The sequence below is a fragment of the Ramlibacter sp. genome (assembly GCA_019635435.1).
In the GTDB taxonomy this organism is placed as follows: domain Bacteria; phylum Pseudomonadota; class Gammaproteobacteria; order Burkholderiales; family Burkholderiaceae_C; genus JAHBZM01.
Genome location: JAHBZM010000001.1, coordinates 961,363 through 975,940, shown reverse-complemented (window position 1 = coordinate 975,940; position 14,578 = coordinate 961,363). Strand labels below are relative to the sequence as shown.

Annotated in this window: 13 protein-coding genes; 7 read left to right on the top strand and 6 right to left on the bottom strand. The window is 67.7% G+C overall.

Going from position 1 to position 14,578, the window contains the following annotated elements:
- Window positions 1–8: 8 nt before the first annotated feature.
- Window positions 9–1,838 carry a biotin/lipoyl-binding protein gene (locus tag KF796_04640; protein ID MBX3585911.1) on the top strand — a complete coding sequence of 610 codons (1,830 nt, stop codon included), beginning with the start codon at window positions 9–11 and terminating at the stop codon, window positions 1,836–1,838.
- Between the two features lie 69 nt (window positions 1,839–1,907).
- Window positions 1,908–3,068 (top strand): alanine--glyoxylate aminotransferase family protein, encoded by a 1,161-nt coding sequence (locus KF796_04635; protein ID MBX3585910.1) that lies wholly within the window; start codon window positions 1,908–1,910, stop codon window positions 3,066–3,068.
- A gap of 3 nt (window positions 3,069–3,071) precedes the next feature.
- On the opposite strand, the gene KF796_04630 is transcribed toward KF796_04635, so the two are convergent.
- Window positions 3,072–4,037, bottom strand: a complete 966-nt coding sequence (locus KF796_04630; protein ID MBX3585909.1) for an AEC family transporter — start codon at window positions 4,035–4,037, stop codon at window positions 3,072–3,074.
- A gap of 112 nt (window positions 4,038–4,149) precedes the next feature.
- Here KF796_04630 and KF796_04625 point away from each other — a divergent pair, with 112 nt between their 5' ends.
- From KF796_04625 to KF796_04615, 3 genes are read left to right on the top strand one after another with little or no spacing between them, the layout of a single operon-like run.
- Window positions 4,150–6,282, top strand: coding sequence for a UvrD-helicase domain-containing protein (locus KF796_04625; GenBank protein MBX3585908.1), 2,133 nt, complete (start codon window positions 4,150–4,152; stop codon window positions 6,280–6,282).
- Window positions 6,279–6,731 carry a hypothetical protein gene (locus KF796_04620; protein ID MBX3585907.1) on the top strand — a complete coding sequence of 151 codons (453 nt, stop codon included), beginning with the start codon at window positions 6,279–6,281 and terminating at the stop codon, window positions 6,729–6,731. The genes KF796_04625 and KF796_04620 overlap by 4 nt, the downstream gene beginning before the upstream one ends.
- Complete coding sequence (locus KF796_04615; protein ID MBX3585906.1) at window positions 6,665–7,864, top strand: phospholipase A; 1,200 nt, start codon at window positions 6,665–6,667, stop codon at window positions 7,862–7,864. Before KF796_04620 ends, KF796_04615 begins: the two co-directional genes overlap by 67 nt.
- On the opposite strand, the gene KF796_04610 is transcribed toward KF796_04615, so the two are convergent.
- Together KF796_04610 and xth are read right to left on the bottom strand one after the other, a co-directional pair.
- Window positions 7,833–8,924: an acyltransferase gene (locus KF796_04610; GenBank protein MBX3585905.1), complete on the bottom strand. Its 1,092-nt coding sequence runs from the start codon at window positions 8,922–8,924 to the stop codon at window positions 7,833–7,835. The genes KF796_04615 and KF796_04610 overlap by 32 nt on opposite strands.
- 48 nt (window positions 8,925–8,972) lie before the next feature.
- Complete coding sequence (gene xth / locus KF796_04605) at window positions 8,973–9,764, bottom strand: exodeoxyribonuclease III (GenBank protein MBX3585904.1); 792 nt, start codon at window positions 9,762–9,764, stop codon at window positions 8,973–8,975.
- 10 nt (window positions 9,765–9,774) lie between these two features.
- Here xth and pyrE point away from each other — a divergent pair, with 10 nt between their 5' ends.
- Both pyrE and KF796_04595 read left to right on the top strand, forming a co-directional pair.
- Window positions 9,775–10,458, top strand: a complete 684-nt coding sequence (gene pyrE, locus KF796_04600) for an orotate phosphoribosyltransferase (protein ID MBX3585903.1) — start codon at window positions 9,775–9,777, stop codon at window positions 10,456–10,458.
- Between the two features lie 23 nt (window positions 10,459–10,481).
- Window positions 10,482–11,138: a DUF4124 domain-containing protein gene (locus KF796_04595; GenBank protein ID MBX3585902.1), complete on the top strand. Its 657-nt coding sequence runs from the start codon at window positions 10,482–10,484 to the stop codon at window positions 11,136–11,138.
- Between the two features lie 57 nt (window positions 11,139–11,195).
- Here KF796_04595 and gatB read toward each other — a convergent pair whose 3' ends face one another.
- The 3 genes from gatB to gatC are packed head-to-tail and all read right to left on the bottom strand — an operon-like array spanning window position 11,196 to window position 14,450.
- Window positions 11,196–12,689, bottom strand: coding sequence for an Asp-tRNA(Asn)/Glu-tRNA(Gln) amidotransferase subunit GatB (gene gatB / locus KF796_04590; GenBank protein ID MBX3585901.1), 1,494 nt, complete (start codon window positions 12,687–12,689; stop codon window positions 11,196–11,198).
- 1 nt (window position 12,690) lies between these two features.
- Entirely contained in the window at window positions 12,691–14,154 is a 1,464-nt protein-coding gene (gene gatA / locus KF796_04585; protein MBX3585900.1) for an Asp-tRNA(Asn)/Glu-tRNA(Gln) amidotransferase subunit GatA, read from the bottom strand.
- Complete coding sequence (gatC, locus tag KF796_04580) at window positions 14,151–14,450, bottom strand: Asp-tRNA(Asn)/Glu-tRNA(Gln) amidotransferase subunit GatC (protein ID MBX3585899.1); 300 nt, start codon at window positions 14,448–14,450, stop codon at window positions 14,151–14,153. The genes gatA and gatC overlap by 4 nt, the downstream gene beginning before the upstream one ends.
- Between the last annotated feature and the right edge of the window lie 128 nt (window positions 14,451–14,578).

Below are 14,578 nucleotides of genomic sequence, written 5' to 3'. Positions count from 1 at the left end.
TGGCCCGCATGACCGAACTCCGCTCCCCCCTGCAGGCCCAGATCGTCCAGTGGCTGGTGCAACCCGGCGACACCGTCCAGGCCGGTGACCTGCTGCTGGTCCTCGAGGCCATGAAGATGGAACACGAGCTGCGCGCCAGCGCGGCGGGCCGCATCCGCGAGCTGCGTTACGCCGCCGGGGAAGCCGTCAACGAAGGCGATGTGCTATTGATTTCAGAGCACGTGATGGCCGCCAGTCCTGGACTCCAGCCCGATTTGGCTCAAAAGTCGCCTGCCAAAGCCCCTTCTGCCCAGCGCGCCGACCTGCAGCGCGCGCTGGACCGCCACGCCTTCACGCTGGACGCGCAACGCCCCGACGCCGTGGCCAAGCGCCACGCACTGGGCCTGCGCACCGCGCGCGAGAACATGGCCGACCTGTGCGACGAGGGCAGTTTCATTGAATACGGCGCGCTGGCCGTGGCGGCCCAGGCCAGCCGCCGCAGCGCCGACGACCTGGTGCGCAACACCCCGGCCGACGGCATGGTCACCGGCATGGGCAGCGTCAATGGCGCGCAGTTTGACGCCCAGGCCGCGCGCGCCGTGGTCATGGCCTACGACGCCACCGTGCTGGCCGGCACCCAGGGCATGCGCAACCACCAGAAGACCGACCGGCTGCTGGGCATTGCGCTGCAGCAGAAGCTGCCCGTGGTGCTGTTTGCCGAAGGCGGCGGCGGCCGCCCTGGGGACACCGACATGCCCATCGTGGCCGGCCTGCACGTCACCACCTTTGCCAGCTTTGCCCGCCTGAATGGCCAGGTGCCGGTGGTGGGCGTGGTGGCCGGCCGCTGCTTTGCCGGCAATGCGGCCCTGCTGGGCTGCTGCGACGTGATCATTGCCACGCGCGGCAGCAACATCGGCATGGGCGGGCCGGCCATGGTCGAAGGCGGCGGCCTGGGCGTGTACCCACCCGAGCAGATTGGCCCGAGCGCCGTTCAGCATGGCAACGGCGTGATCGACGTGCTGGTGGACGACGAAGCCGCCGCAGTGAAGGCCGCCAAGCACTATCTGTCGTTCTTCCAGGGCCGTGTGCGTGAGTGGTCTGCACCCGAGCCTCTGGCGCTGCGCGACGTGGTGCCCGAGAACCGGCTGCGCGTGTATGACACCCGCACTGCCCTGGCCGGCCTGGTCGACCTGGGCTCGCTGCTGCCACTGCGCACCGGTTTTGGCCAGGGCATCCACACCGCGCTGGCGCGCATCGAGGGCCGCCCGGTCGGCCTGCTGGCCAACAACCCGCAGCACCTGGGCGGCGCCATCGACGCCGACGCCGCCGACAAGGCCGCGCGCTTCATGCAGCTGTGCAACGCGCACGGCCTGCCGCTGGTCAGCCTGGTGGACACGCCGGGCTTCATGGTCGGGCCCGAGATCGAAGAGCAGGCCCAGGTGCGGCATGTGAGCCGCCTGTTCATTGCGGCGGCCCACCTGCGCGTGCCGTTTTTCAGCGTGGTGCTGCGCAAGGGCTATGGCCTGGGCGCCATGGCCATGTGCGCGGGCGGCTTCCATTCACCCGTGTTCACCGTGGCCTGGCCCACCGGCGAATTTGGCGCCATGGGCCTGGAGGGCGCGGTGCGGCTGGGCTACCGCAAGGAGCTGGAGGCGCAGCCCGAAGGCCCGGCGCGCGAAGCGCTGTACCAGCAGCTGGTGGACAAGCAGTACGCGGCCGGCAGCGCCCTGAACATGGCGGCCACGCTGGAGATCGACGCGGTGATCGACCCGGCCGAGACCCGCGCCTGGCTGGCGCGGGGCCTGGCCTCGGCCGCGCCGCCCTCCCCCGGCGCCAGCAGGGCCATCGACACCTGGTAGGGCACGCGCGAAGGGGCTGCGTGCTAAGCTGCCAGCCCCTTTCAAGATTCGAGACAAAGCGAGGTTCCCATGCCCGGATTGCTGCCCCACGTCGACCCCGATGGCCTGCTGGAGTTTTCGGTGGTCTACACCGACCGCGCGCTCAACCACATGTCGCGCAGCTTCCAGGGCGTGATGAAAGACATCTCTTCCATGCTCAAGGAGGTGTACGGCGCCCACAGCGCGGTGCTGGTGCCCGGCAGCGGCACCTTTGGCATGGAGTCGGTGGCGCGCCAGTTCGCCACCGGCAAGCAGGTGCTGGTGATCCGCAACGGCTGGTTCAGCTACCGCTGGACGCAGATTTTTGACATGGGCCAGATTCCGGCCGCGTCCACCGTGATGAAGGCGCGCCAGACCGGCGCAGGCGCGCAGGCCCCCTGGGCGCCCGCGCCGCTGGCCGAGGTGCAGGCCACCATCCGCCGCGAAAAGCCCGCGCTGGTGTTTGCCCCGCACGTGGAGACCGCCGCCGGCATGATCCTGCCCGACGACTACCTCAAGGGCGTGGCCGAGGCGGTGCACGAGGTGGGCGGCCTGTTCGTGCTGGACTGCATTGCCTCGGGCGCCATGTGGGTGGACATGAAGGCCACCGGCGTGGACGTGCTGATCTCGGCCCCGCAAAAGGGCTGGAGCAGCTCGCCCTGCTGCGCCATGGTGATGCTCAGCGAGCGCGCCCGCGCCGCCATCGACGCCACCACCAGCACCAGCTTTGCCATGGACCTGAAGAAGTGGCTGCAGATCATGGAAACCTACGAGGGCGGCGGCCACGCCTACCACGCCACCCTGCCCACCGACGCCCTCACGCGCCTGTGCGGGGTCATGAAGGAAACCCGCGACTACGGCTTTGCCAAGGTGCGCGAAGAGCAGAAGGAACTGGGCCGTAAGGTGCGCGCGCTGTTCGAGGGCCGGGGCATCGCCAGCGTGGCGGCCGAGGGCTTCAAGGCGCCCGGCGTGGTGGTGAGCTACACCACCGACCCCGAGATCCAGTCGAGCAAGAAATTCCTGGCCGAAGGCCTGCAGACCGCCGCCGGTGTGCCGCTGCAGTGCGACGAGGGCCCCGACTTCAAGACCTTCCGCGTCGGCCTGTTCGGCCTGGAAAAATGGCACCATGTGGACCGCACCGTGGCCCACCTGGAAGCGGCGCTGGACCGCATTGGGCTGGGTGCGCGGGCCACGGAAACCGCGGCCGCCTGAGGCCTATTTCAGCAGCGCGACGGCGCCTGAGAACGTCAGGAAGGCGGCGGCGGTCGTCAACAGGATGATGCGCGCGATGCGCCCGTTGTCCGCGCCGAAACGCTCGGCCAGCAGCGACACGTTGCTGGCGCTGGGCAGGGCCGCCACCAGCACCATCACGGTCAGCGCAAAGCGGTCCAGCGGCAGGCCCAGCGATTTGGCCGTGGCCCCGGCCGCGAACACCAGCAGCGGGTGGACCAGCAGCTTGGCGCCCACCACGGGCAGGTAGTCGCGCACCGGCATCGGCCCGTGGGCCTCGCGCGCCGCCACGATCTGCGAACGCGCCAGCACCGCCCCGATGGTGAACAGCGCCACGGGCGAGGCCGCGTCGGCCAGCAGGCCCACGGTCTGCATCACCGGCTTGGGCAGCTCCAGCTGCAGCGCCGAGGCCACGCCACCGGCCACGATGGACCAGGGCATGGGGTTGGTGGCCATGCCCTTGAGCGCGTTGCGCGCGGCCTTGCTGGCGCCATGCTCGTCGGCGCCGTCCAGCCGCGACAGCGCAATGCACAACGAGGTGGTGATCACCAGGTCGATCAGGATGGTGAGGATGGCCGGGCCGGCCGCCGCGGCGCCCAGCAGCGCCACCAGCAGCGGCACGCCCATGAAGCCGGTGTTGGGGAAGGCCGCCACCAGCGCGCCAAAGGCCGCGTCGTTCCAGCGCACGCGCGGGTTCAGGCTGAGCCAGACCGTGCCGCCCACCATGGCCAGCGCGCAGGGCAGGTAGACCAGCACCAGCGAGCCGTCGAGCAGCTGCGCGATGGGCGTGCTGGCGCCAAAGCGGTACAGCATGCAGGGCAGTGCAAAGTACAGCACAAAGGTGTTCAGCCCCGGAATCGCCTCCAGCGGCAGCATGCGCCGGCGCGCGGCGATGTAGCCGCACAGCACCAGCGCGAAGAACGGGAAGGTAATGAGCAGGACGTTGAGCACGGGGGCCTATTGTCCCAGCATGGGCAGGGAGCGGCTTTGCAGCAGGCTGACGTGGGCAGCCCGTTATGATTCCCCGCTCCCTCCCGCAGTACCCCCTCCCCCCAGATTTTCAATGTCCGCCGGTCTGAACCTTGCCCAACAGGAAGCAGTGAACTACATGCACGGGCCCTGCCTGGTGCTGGCCGGGGCCGGTTCGGGCAAGACGCGGGTGATCACCCACAAGATCGGGCGGCTGATCCAGGCCGGGCTGGCGCCGCAGCAGATCGCGGCCATCACCTTCACCAACAAGGCCGCGGCCGAGATGCGCGAACGCGCCAGGGGCCTGATCGGCCGCGACGCCAAGGGCGTGCTGGTCTGCACCTTTCATGCGCTGGGCGTGCGCATGCTGCGCCAGGACGGCGCGGCCCTGGGCCTGAAGCCGCAGTTCAGCATCCTGGACAGCGACGACGTGACCAGCATCCTCAAAGACGCCGGCGGCAGCACCGACGCCGCCACCGCGCGCCAATGGCAGTGGGCCATCAGCCTGTGGAAGAACATGGGCCTGAATGCGGCGCAGGCCGAGGCCCAGGCCAGGGACGACAACGAGCGCGTGACCGCCCGCATCATGGCGCGCTACGAGGAGCGGCTGGCCGCCTACCAGAGCGTGGACTTTGACGACCTGATCGGCCTGCCGCTGAAACTGCTGCAGGAGCACGCCGAGGTGCGCGCCAAGTGGCAGGCCCAGCTGGGCCACGTGCTGGTGGACGAATACCAGGATACCAATGCCACGCAGTACGAGGTGCTCAAGCTGCTGGTGGGCGAGAAGGCCCGCTTCACCGCCGTGGGCGACGACGACCAGTCCATCTACGGCTGGCGCGGCGCCACGCTGGACAACCTCAAGCGGCTGCCGCTGGATTTCCCCAACCTCAAGGTGGTCAAGCTCGAGCAGAACTACCGCTCCACCAGCGCCATCCTGCGCGCGGCCAACAACGTGATCGGCCCCAACCCCAAGCTGTTTCCCAAGACCCTGTTCAGCGAGCTGGGCGAGGGCGAGCCGGTGCGCGTGGTGGATGCCGACAACGAGGAACACGAGGCCGAGCGCACCGTCGCCCGAATCCAGTCGATCCGCGCCGGCCAGGCCGCCACGGCCAGCGCCGGTGCCGCCACCCCCGAGTGGAAGAACTTTGCCGTGCTGTACCGCGCCAACCACCAGGCCAAAACGTTCGAGAAGGCGCTGCGCAAGGCCGCCATCCCCTACAAGGTGTCGGGCGGCCAGAGCTTTTTTGACCGCGCCGAGATCAAGGACCTGTGTGCCTGGTTCCGCCTGTGGGTCAACAACGACGACGATCCGGCCTTCCTGCGCGCGATCACCAGCCCCAAGCGCGGCATTGGCCACACCACGCTGCAGAACCTGGGCACGTTCGCGGGCAAGTACAAGCTCAGCCTGTTCGAGGCGCTGTTTTCGCCCTCGCTCGGCTCGGCGCTGCCGGCCAAGGCCGTGGGCGGCCTGCACGAGTTCGGCCGCCATGTGAACGACCTGGAATACCGCGCCCGCCAGACCCATGGCGCCGAGGCCGCGCGCGCCTTCATGCTCGACTGGCTGAAGGACATCGGCTACGAAAAGCACCTGTACGACGGCGAGGACAGCGAGAAACTCGCCGCCTCGCGCTGGACCAATGTGCTGGACTTCTGCGACTGGATGAGCCAGCGCTGCGGCGGCGAGATCGACGACGCGGCCGGCGTCACCACGGGGAGCGAGACCAAATCGCTGCTCGAGGTGGCGCAGACCATTGCGCTGCTGTCCACCATCAGCGAGCGCGAGCAGGACCAGAACGTGGTGACCCTGTCCACGCTGCACGCGGCCAAGGGGCTGGAATGGCCGCATGTGATGCTGGTGGGCGTGACCGAGGGCCTGCTGCCATTCAAGCTCGGCGATGACGACAACCCCACGGGCCGCGCCGACGGCCCGATGAGCGAGGGCATCCTGCAGCGCCTGCAGGAAGAGCGCCGGCTGATGTACGTGGGCATCACGCGGGCCCAGCGCTCGCTGGCCGTGAGCTGGACCAGGAAGCGCAAGAAGGGCCGCGAGATGATTGCCGCGCAGCCCAGCCGCTTCATTGCCGAAATGGCGCTGGAAAAGTCCACCACCCGCGAGGACCCGCGCGAAAAGCTCAAGGCCCTGCGCGCCGAGTTCGCCAGGAAGGCGCTGGACAGCGCCGCGGCCAACGCAGCGGCCAACCCCGCCGACGCCGCCAGTGCCACATGAAACGGCCTTTTGCTCTTCTTTTGATAGCGCTCAGTGCCCAGCCTGCCTGGACTTCAGGCCCCAATGACGTCCAAACACCGGGCGGGCACGCCACCTCGGCCTGCCCGGCCCCTGAAGATTTGTTGCCGGTGCAGTTGTATGGCCTGTGGCGCGTGAGCTTTGACCGCCCCGAGGCCACAGCCACCGTGCTGTTCGAGAAGCACCCCGAGTACGCGGGCGGCCTGCGCGGCGCCATCAACCGCGACGGCGTGCGCTCGGCGCTGGCGGGCGACGTGGACGAAGGCGTGCTGGCGCTCGACGAAACCGAGAACGGCCTACAGATCAGCGCCGTCTGGTCTGGTACTGTTTCCCCCAACTCATGCGGCAAGGAAATCACCGGACTATGGCGACGCTCCACAGACAACCAGGAACGCGGCTTCGTGCTGCGCAAGCTGCCGGGCTGGCGCTAGCCGCCTGGGCCACGCTGGGGGCCGGGTCCGCGACGGCGCAGGCCTCTGCCCCGGCCGACGCGGGCTGGCAGGCCTGCGTGGCCACCGCCGACAGCGGCGCCCGGCTCGCCTGCTTTGACCGCTGGGCCCAGCAGCAGCCGCGCGCCGGGGCCGCGGGCGCCGAACGCGCCCCGGGCGTGCCCGCCGCCTCCGCGCTTGGTCAGGCCGACAGCGGCCCGGTGCAGCCGCTGCTGCCGGCCACGCGCGTGATCTCGATCACCTCGGAAAAGGGCTGCCATGACCGGCAGTACTCCTACCTGTCGCGCTTCTGGGAACTCGAAAATGGCAGCGACTGCGGCACCTTCGGCATCCGCGGCTACCGGCCCATCAGCGTCTCGCTGATCGCCGCGGACAACATCAACACCCTGCCCACCTCCACCAACCCCGACAACAACGCGCTGAGCCCGCAGGACTACCGCAAGACCGAGACCCGCATCCAGCTGTCGGTGCGGACCAAGCTGGCGCAGGGCATGCTCACCGGCAACCACCCCACGCTCAAGGATTCGCTGTGGTTTGGCTACACCCAGCAGTCGTACTGGCAGCTGTTCAACGGCGGCATCTCGCGGCCGTTTCGCAGCACCGACCATGAGCCCGAGCTGGTCTACGTCTACCCGACCGACCTGGACCTGCCCGCGGGCTGGCGGCTGCGCTACACGGGCGCCGGCATCAACCACCAGTCCAACGGCCAGACCCTGCCCCTGTCGCGCAGCTGGAACCGCGCCTACCTGATGGCCGGCGCCGAGAAGGACAACCAGGCCCGCGTGGAGGCCAAGGTCTGGCAGCGCATGCCCGAGAGCGGTGGCAACGACAACCCCGACATCAGCGACTACATCGGCCGCGCCGAGGTGGCCGCCTTCTGGGACCTGGACCGCCAGAACACCGTGGGCGCCACGCTGCGCAACTCGCTGCGCGCGCGGCCGCGCGGCTCGCTGCGCCTGGAGTGGCTGCGCGCGCTGGGCAACGGCGCGCCCGGCGGCGCCCCCAACGATTTGCGCCTGCACCTGCAGTGGTTCAGCGGCTATGGCGACAGCCTGCTCGACTACAACCACCGGCGCAATGTGTTCAGCGTGGGGCTGAGCCTGGTGGACTGGTAGAAGGCACCAGCCAGCGGCGTTCATAGAAATGCCAGGAGAGGGCGGCCAGCGCGATCGTGCCGGCCAGCGTGGCCATCATCAGGGATTTGCCTCGCCAAGGCGTTTTCTCGATCAGGGTAAGCAGCACCGGCAGATGCCAGAGGTAGATGCCGTAGCTGATTTCACCCAAATAACGCAGGGGCCTGATCAGCCGGCCACCATTGACGGGCGCGGTCACGGCGGCGGCCACCAACGCCGCCAGGCCAACGGCAAACAAGGGCCGCCAGCCCACGATCATCAGGGCGTTGTCCCAGTAGGTGGAGTTGGCCAGCAGCAGCTTCCAGGCAGTGATCAGGAGGATGGCCGCCAGCGCGCTGCACGTCCCGAAGCCTCGCCAATTGGGTCGCAAACCTCCGGCAAGCTCCCGCTTGGCCAGCAGGATGCCCAGCGAGAACTGGCTCAGCGCGCCGGGCAATTGCGATTCGGCTACATGCTGCAGATAAGGTGATGCGGTGCCTGGCGCGAGCACGATCGTGGTGCCATACCGCCACGCCACGGCCAGCAGCATCCAGAACGCCACGATCCTCAGCGCCGACACCCGCGCAAGCCACGGTGCGCACAGGGCTATCAGCAGGTAAAACTGCATTTCCAGCGCCACCGACCAGTTGGGGCCGTCGATGGCCCCATGGGAAGACGGGTGCAGGTTGTGCACGAACATCAAATGCACGCCGATCTGCCAGGCAGCTGTTTTCCAGCCATGCCTCAGGACATCAGAATCCACGAACAGCGTGAAGACCACCGCTGTCAACAGGTACAGGGGCACGATCCGGCGGAGTCGCCGCTCTGCAAAGCGTTCACGCCAGCCGGGCTGCTGCTCCTGCGCCGCACGGATGGCCGCGCGTCCGATCACGAAACCGCTGATCACGAAGAACAGGTCGACACCGATCCAGCCGAAGCGGACCAGCAGCCCCGGCCCCGTGACGGGAAACGCAGTCCACTGCCCCACCTCCACCACGTGATAGGTCAGCACCAGCAGGGCTGCAATCGCGCGCAACGCATCAATCAGCTCGAACTTGCGCATTCCTACCCCCGGCAGCGGCGCAGAGCGTCGGCCATGCTGCTGAGCCCGCTACAGCGCGAGTTCGTACTCCACCGTGATCGGCGCGTGGTCCGAAAACTTCTCGCCCTTGTAGATCGCTTCGCTGCGCGCCAGCGCCGCCAGCGCGGGCGTGGCCAGGTGGTAGTCCAGGCGCCACCCGACGTTGTTGAGGTAGGCCTGGCCGCGGTTGCTCCACCAGGTGTAGGCGGTGTCGGTGGCCGTGGGCTGGAGTTGACGATAAACGTCGACCAGGCCTCTTTCGTCCAACAGTTTTGTCATCCAGGCGCGCTCTTCGGGCAGAAAGCCGCTGTTTTTCTGGTTGCTGCGCCAGTTTTTCAGGTCCTGCTCCTTGTGGGCAATGTTGATGTCGCCGCACAGGATGAATTCGCGCTTTTTCTTGAGCCCGACCAGGTGCGGGTCAAACCCGGCCAGGAAGCGGAACTTGGCCTGCTGCCGTTCCTCGCCTGACGAGCCACTGGGAAAGTAGGCGCTGATGATGGACAGCTTGCGCCGGGGCGTGTCAAAGCGCAGTTCCACGTAGCGGCCTTCGGCATCGAATTCACCCCCGTCCCAGCCCACCACCACGTCGCTGGGCTCAAGGCGCGTGTACACCGCCACGCCCGAGTAGCCCTTCTTCTGTGCGAAGTGAAAATGGCCCTTCAGGCCAGCCAGTTCCTCGAAGCGGCCGCTCACATCCGCGGCCTGGGCCTTGACCTCCTGCACACAAATACAATCCGGCTTGGTCTTCGCGACCCAGGCTTCGACACCCTTGCTGGCGGCGGAACGGATTCCGTTGAGGTTGAGGCTGGTTAACTTGAACAAGGATTTCCCCATGGCGGTTGATGCGGGCGCAGACGCGCTGGCCCAGGACTTCGTGCAATTCTCGGTGGATTCAGGCGTGCTGCGCTTTGGCGAGTTCAAGACCAAGGCGGGCCGGCTGTCGCCGTACTTCTTCAACGCCGGCCTGTTTGACGATGGCGCCAAGCTGGGCCGGCTCGCGCAATTCTATGCACAGCGCATCCTGGCCAGCGGCATCGGGTTCGACATGATCTTCGGCCCGGCCTACAAGGGCATTCCGCTGGCGGCCGCGGTGGCCATCGAGCTGGCGCGGCTGGGCCGCAACGTGCCCTACGCCTACAACCGCAAGGAAGCCAAGGACCACGGCGAAGGTGGCACCCTGGTGGGCGCGCCGGTGCAGGGCCGGGTGCTGATCGTGGACGACGTGATGTCGGCCGGCACGGCGGCGCGCGAGTCCATCGCCATCATCCGCGCGGCCGGGGCCACGCCCCACGCCGTGGCCATTGCGCTGGACCGCCAGGAAAAGGCCACCGAGAACGGCGTGGACGTGGACCACAGCGCCGTGCAGTACGTCCGCCGCCAGCTCGGCCTGCAGGTTTGTTCGATTGCACGGCTGGCCGACTTGCTGCAGTATCTCGAGAGTCGCCAAAGCGACAGTCTGGGCGCGCACCATGCACCGGTTCTTGCGTACAGACAGAGATACGGTGTGAACGACTGAACAAGGCAGGTCTGTTGGGCTCGATGATTGTGGATGGATTGAAATCACTGATGCTGGGGGGCTTGCTCTCGGGCATTGCGACGCATTCCCTCGCACAACAACCGGGCATCTACACCTGCGTGGACGCGCAGGGCCGGCGCCTGACCTCAGACCGCCCGATCGCGGCCTGCAACGACCGCGTGCAGAAAGAGCTCAACCCCAGCGGCACGGTCAAGCGCCTGGTGGGGCCCACCCTGACGGCCGAAGAGCGTGCCGCCAAGGAAGAGGCCGCGCGCAAGGAGGCCGAGGAGCGCAACCGCCAGGCCGACGAACGCCGGCGCGAGCGAGCGCTGCTGGCGCGCTACCCCGACCGCGCCGCGCACGACAAGGAGCGCAGCGTCGCGATCGAGCAGATCGACGAGGTGATCAAGAGCGCCGACAAGCGCACGGCCGAACTGCTGGAGCAGCGCCGCAAGCTCAACGCCGAGGCTGATTTCTACAAGCGCGACCCGAGCAAGATCCCGGCCACGCTGAAGCGCCAGATCGAGGAAAACGACCATCAACAGGCCGCCCAGAAGCGCTTCATCGCCAACCAGGAAGACGAGAAGAAGCGCGTGCACACGCGCTTTGACGACGAACTCGACCAGTTGCGCCGCATGTGGGCCCTGCGCGGCCAGGTTTCGGAAAGAAAGTACCCGTAGTCCAGGCGGGGCGGGCACTTTCAGCTATCAAAAGCAGAGCAAAACTGCCCTGCCCGGTCACTGCAGTTTCTTGCGCAGCAGCTCGTTGACCTGCTGCGGGTTGCCCTTGCCCTTGCTGGCCTTCATGGCCTGACCCACCAGCGCATTGAAGGCCTTGTCCTTGCCGGCCTTGAACTGGGCCACGTTGTCGGGATTGGCGGCAATCACCTCGTCGATGATCTTTTCCAGCGCGCCGGTGTCGTTCATCTGCTTGAGGCCCTTGGCCTCGATCACGGTGTCCACATCGCCGCCTTCGCCCGTCCACAGCGCCTCGAAGACCTGGCGTGCCGCGCTGTTGGACACCGTGTTGTCTGCAATGCGCACGATCAGCGCGCCGAGTTGCGCGGGCGTGACCGGTGCAGCGTCGATGGCCAGGTCCTCCATGTTGAGCCGGCGCGAGATCTCGCCCATGACCCAGTTGCTGGCCAGCTTGGGCTGGCCACTGGCCCTGGCCGCGGCCTCGAAGTACGCGGCCATGGCCTTGCTCTGCGTGAGCGTGGTCGCGTCGTACTCGGGCAGGCCGTAGTCGGCCACGAAGCGCGCGGCCATCACGCGCGGCAGCTCGGCCATCTGCGAGCGCACGCGCTCCACCCACTGCGGCGCCACCACCAGCGGCGGCAGGTCGGGGTCGGGGAAGTAGCGGTAATCGGCCGCGTCCTCCTTGGTGCGCATGGCGCGGGTCTCGCCGGTGTCGGGGTCGAACAGCACGGTGGCCTGCTGGATCGCGCGGCCGTCCTCGAGCTCCTCGATCTGCCAGCGGATCTCGTAGTCGATCGCCTGCTGCATGAACTTGAAGCTGTTGAGGTTCTTGATCTCGCGCCGCGTGCCCAGCGGCTCACCGGGCTTGCGCACCGAGACGTTGGCGTCGCAGCGGAACGAACCTTCCTGCATGTTGCCGTCGCAGATGCCGATCCAGGTCACGATCTTGTGCAGCTCCTTCGCGTAGGCCACGGCCTCGGCGGTGGAGCGCATGTCGGGCTCGGTGACGATCTCCAGCAGCGGCGTGCCGGCGCGGTTCAGGTCGATGCCGCTTTGGCCAATGAAGTCTTCATGCAGCGACTTGCCCGCGTCTTCCTCGAGGTGGGCGCGCACCAGGCGCACGCTTTTCTTTTCGTCAGAAAGATAGAACTCCACGCTGCCGCCCTGCACCACCGGAATCTCGAACTGGCTGATCTGGTAGCCCTTGGGCAGGTCGGGGTAGAAGTAGTTCTTGCGCGCGAACACGCTGTGCGGCGCGATGGTGGCGTTGACCGCCAGGCCGAACTCGATGGCGCGCTCGACCGCGCCCTTGTTCATCACGGGCAGCGTGCCGGGCAGCGCCAGGTCCACCGCGCAGGCCTGGGTGTTGGGCTCGGCGCCAAACGCCGTGGGCGCGCGGCTGAAGATCTTGCTTTGCGTGGACAGCTGGGCATGGGTCTCGAAGCCGATGATGACTTCATAGCCCCGCACCAGCGGGCCGGTGGGCCGGCCCGCCTGGGCCTGTTCAAACGGGTTCAAGGTCGTCTCGCTCATCTCAAAACCCCTGCGGCGCGCGCTGGTGCCAGTCGGTCGCCTGCTGGAAGCGGTGGGCCGCGTTGAGCAGCTTCGCCTCGCCAAAATAATTGCCGATCAGCTGCAGGCCCACGGGCATGCCGCCTTCGCCGGTGCCGCAGGGCACGCTCATGCCGGGCAGGCCGGCCAGCGAGGCCGGCAGCGTGAAGATGTCAGCCAGGTAGTCGGCCAGCGGGTCGTTGCCATGACCACCAAGCTTCCACGCCACGCTGGGCGCCACTGGGCCGGCGATCAGGTCGCACTGCGCAAAGGCCTGCTGGAAATCGTCGGCGATCATGCGGCGGATCTTCTGCGCCTGCAGGTAGTAGGCGTCGTAGTAGCCGTGGCTGAGCACGTAGGTGCCGGTCATGATGCGGCGCTTGACCTCGTCGCCAAAACCCTCGGCCCGCGTCTTGCGGTACATGTCGTTGAGGTCGGCGTACTGCGTGGCGCGGTGGCCGAACTTCACGCCGTCAAACCGGCTCAGGTTGCTCGAGGCTTCGGCCGGCGCAATGATGTAGTACACCGGGATCGACAGCCGGGTGCGCGGCAGCGAAATCGGCACCAGCTTCGCGCCGAGCTTCTCGTATTCCTTGAGCGCGCCGTCCACCGCGGCGCGCACATCGGCCGACAGGCCGTCGTCAAAAAACTCCTTCGGCACACCGATACGCAGGCCGTCCAGCGGGGCGTTGAGCGCGAGCGAGTAGTCCTCGGCCGGCACATCCAGCGAGGTGGAGTCGCGGTCCAGGTCGGGGCCGCACATCACGCTGAGCAGCAGCGCGCAGTCCTCGGCGGTGCGGGCCATCGCGCCGGCCTGGTCCAGGCTGGACGCAAACGCAATCATGCCGTAGCGCGACGCGCGGCCGTAGGTGGGCTTGATGCCGGTGATGCCGCAGAACGAGGCCGGCTGGCGGATCGAGCCGCCGGTGTCGGTGCCCGTGGCCGCGGGCGCCAGGCGCGCCGCCACCGCCACCGCGCTGCCGCCCGAGGAGCCGCCCGGAATGCGCGTGACATCCCAGGGGTTCTTCGCGGCGTGGAAGGCTGAATTCTCGTTGGACGAACCCATGGCGAACTCGTCGCAGTTGAGCTTGCCCAGCGTGACCGCGCCGGCCTGTGCGAGCAGGCGCACCACGGTCGCGTCAAACGGCGAGCGGTAGCCCTCGAGCATCTTCGAGCCCGCGGTGCTGGCGAAATCACGCGTCACAAAAATGTCCTTGTGCGCGATCGGCACACCCGCCAGGACGCCGGCGGTGCCCGCGGCCATCTGCGCATCCACCGCGCGGGCCTGGGCCAGCGTCACGGCCTCGTCGGTGGCCAGGTAGGCGCCCAGCGAGGCGTGGGCCCGGCCGCGCGCCAGGAAATGCTGCGCGGCTTCGACCGCCGACACCTCGCGCGCCTTCAAGCGGGCCGCCAGGCCGGCGACCGTCAGTTCATGCAGGTCGCTCATTCGATCACCTTGGGCACGAGGAACAGGCCGCGTTCGACGGCCGGGGCGCTGCGCTGGTTGGCCTCGCGCTGGTCGGGCTCGCTGGCCACGTCGTCGCGCAGGCGCAAAGCCACCGTCTGGATGGCCGCCACGGGGTGCGCCAGGGGCTCGATGCCCGCGGTATCCACAGCACGCATCTGCTCCACGATGTTGAAGAAGCCATTGATTTGGGTCAGCATGCGCTCGCTTTCTTCAGGGCGCAGTTCCAGCCTTGCCAGATTGGCGATGCGGCTGATGTCTTGGGGGGTCAGAGCCATAGGAAAAAATGCCAGCGAAACCAGATGTAAACGCGAAATTTCGGCCTCGAGCGGACCAGTTATTCACAGGGGATGGAGTATTATCCCGCCTTTGATGCAACACCCGCGAACACAGCGGTATTTGCAGG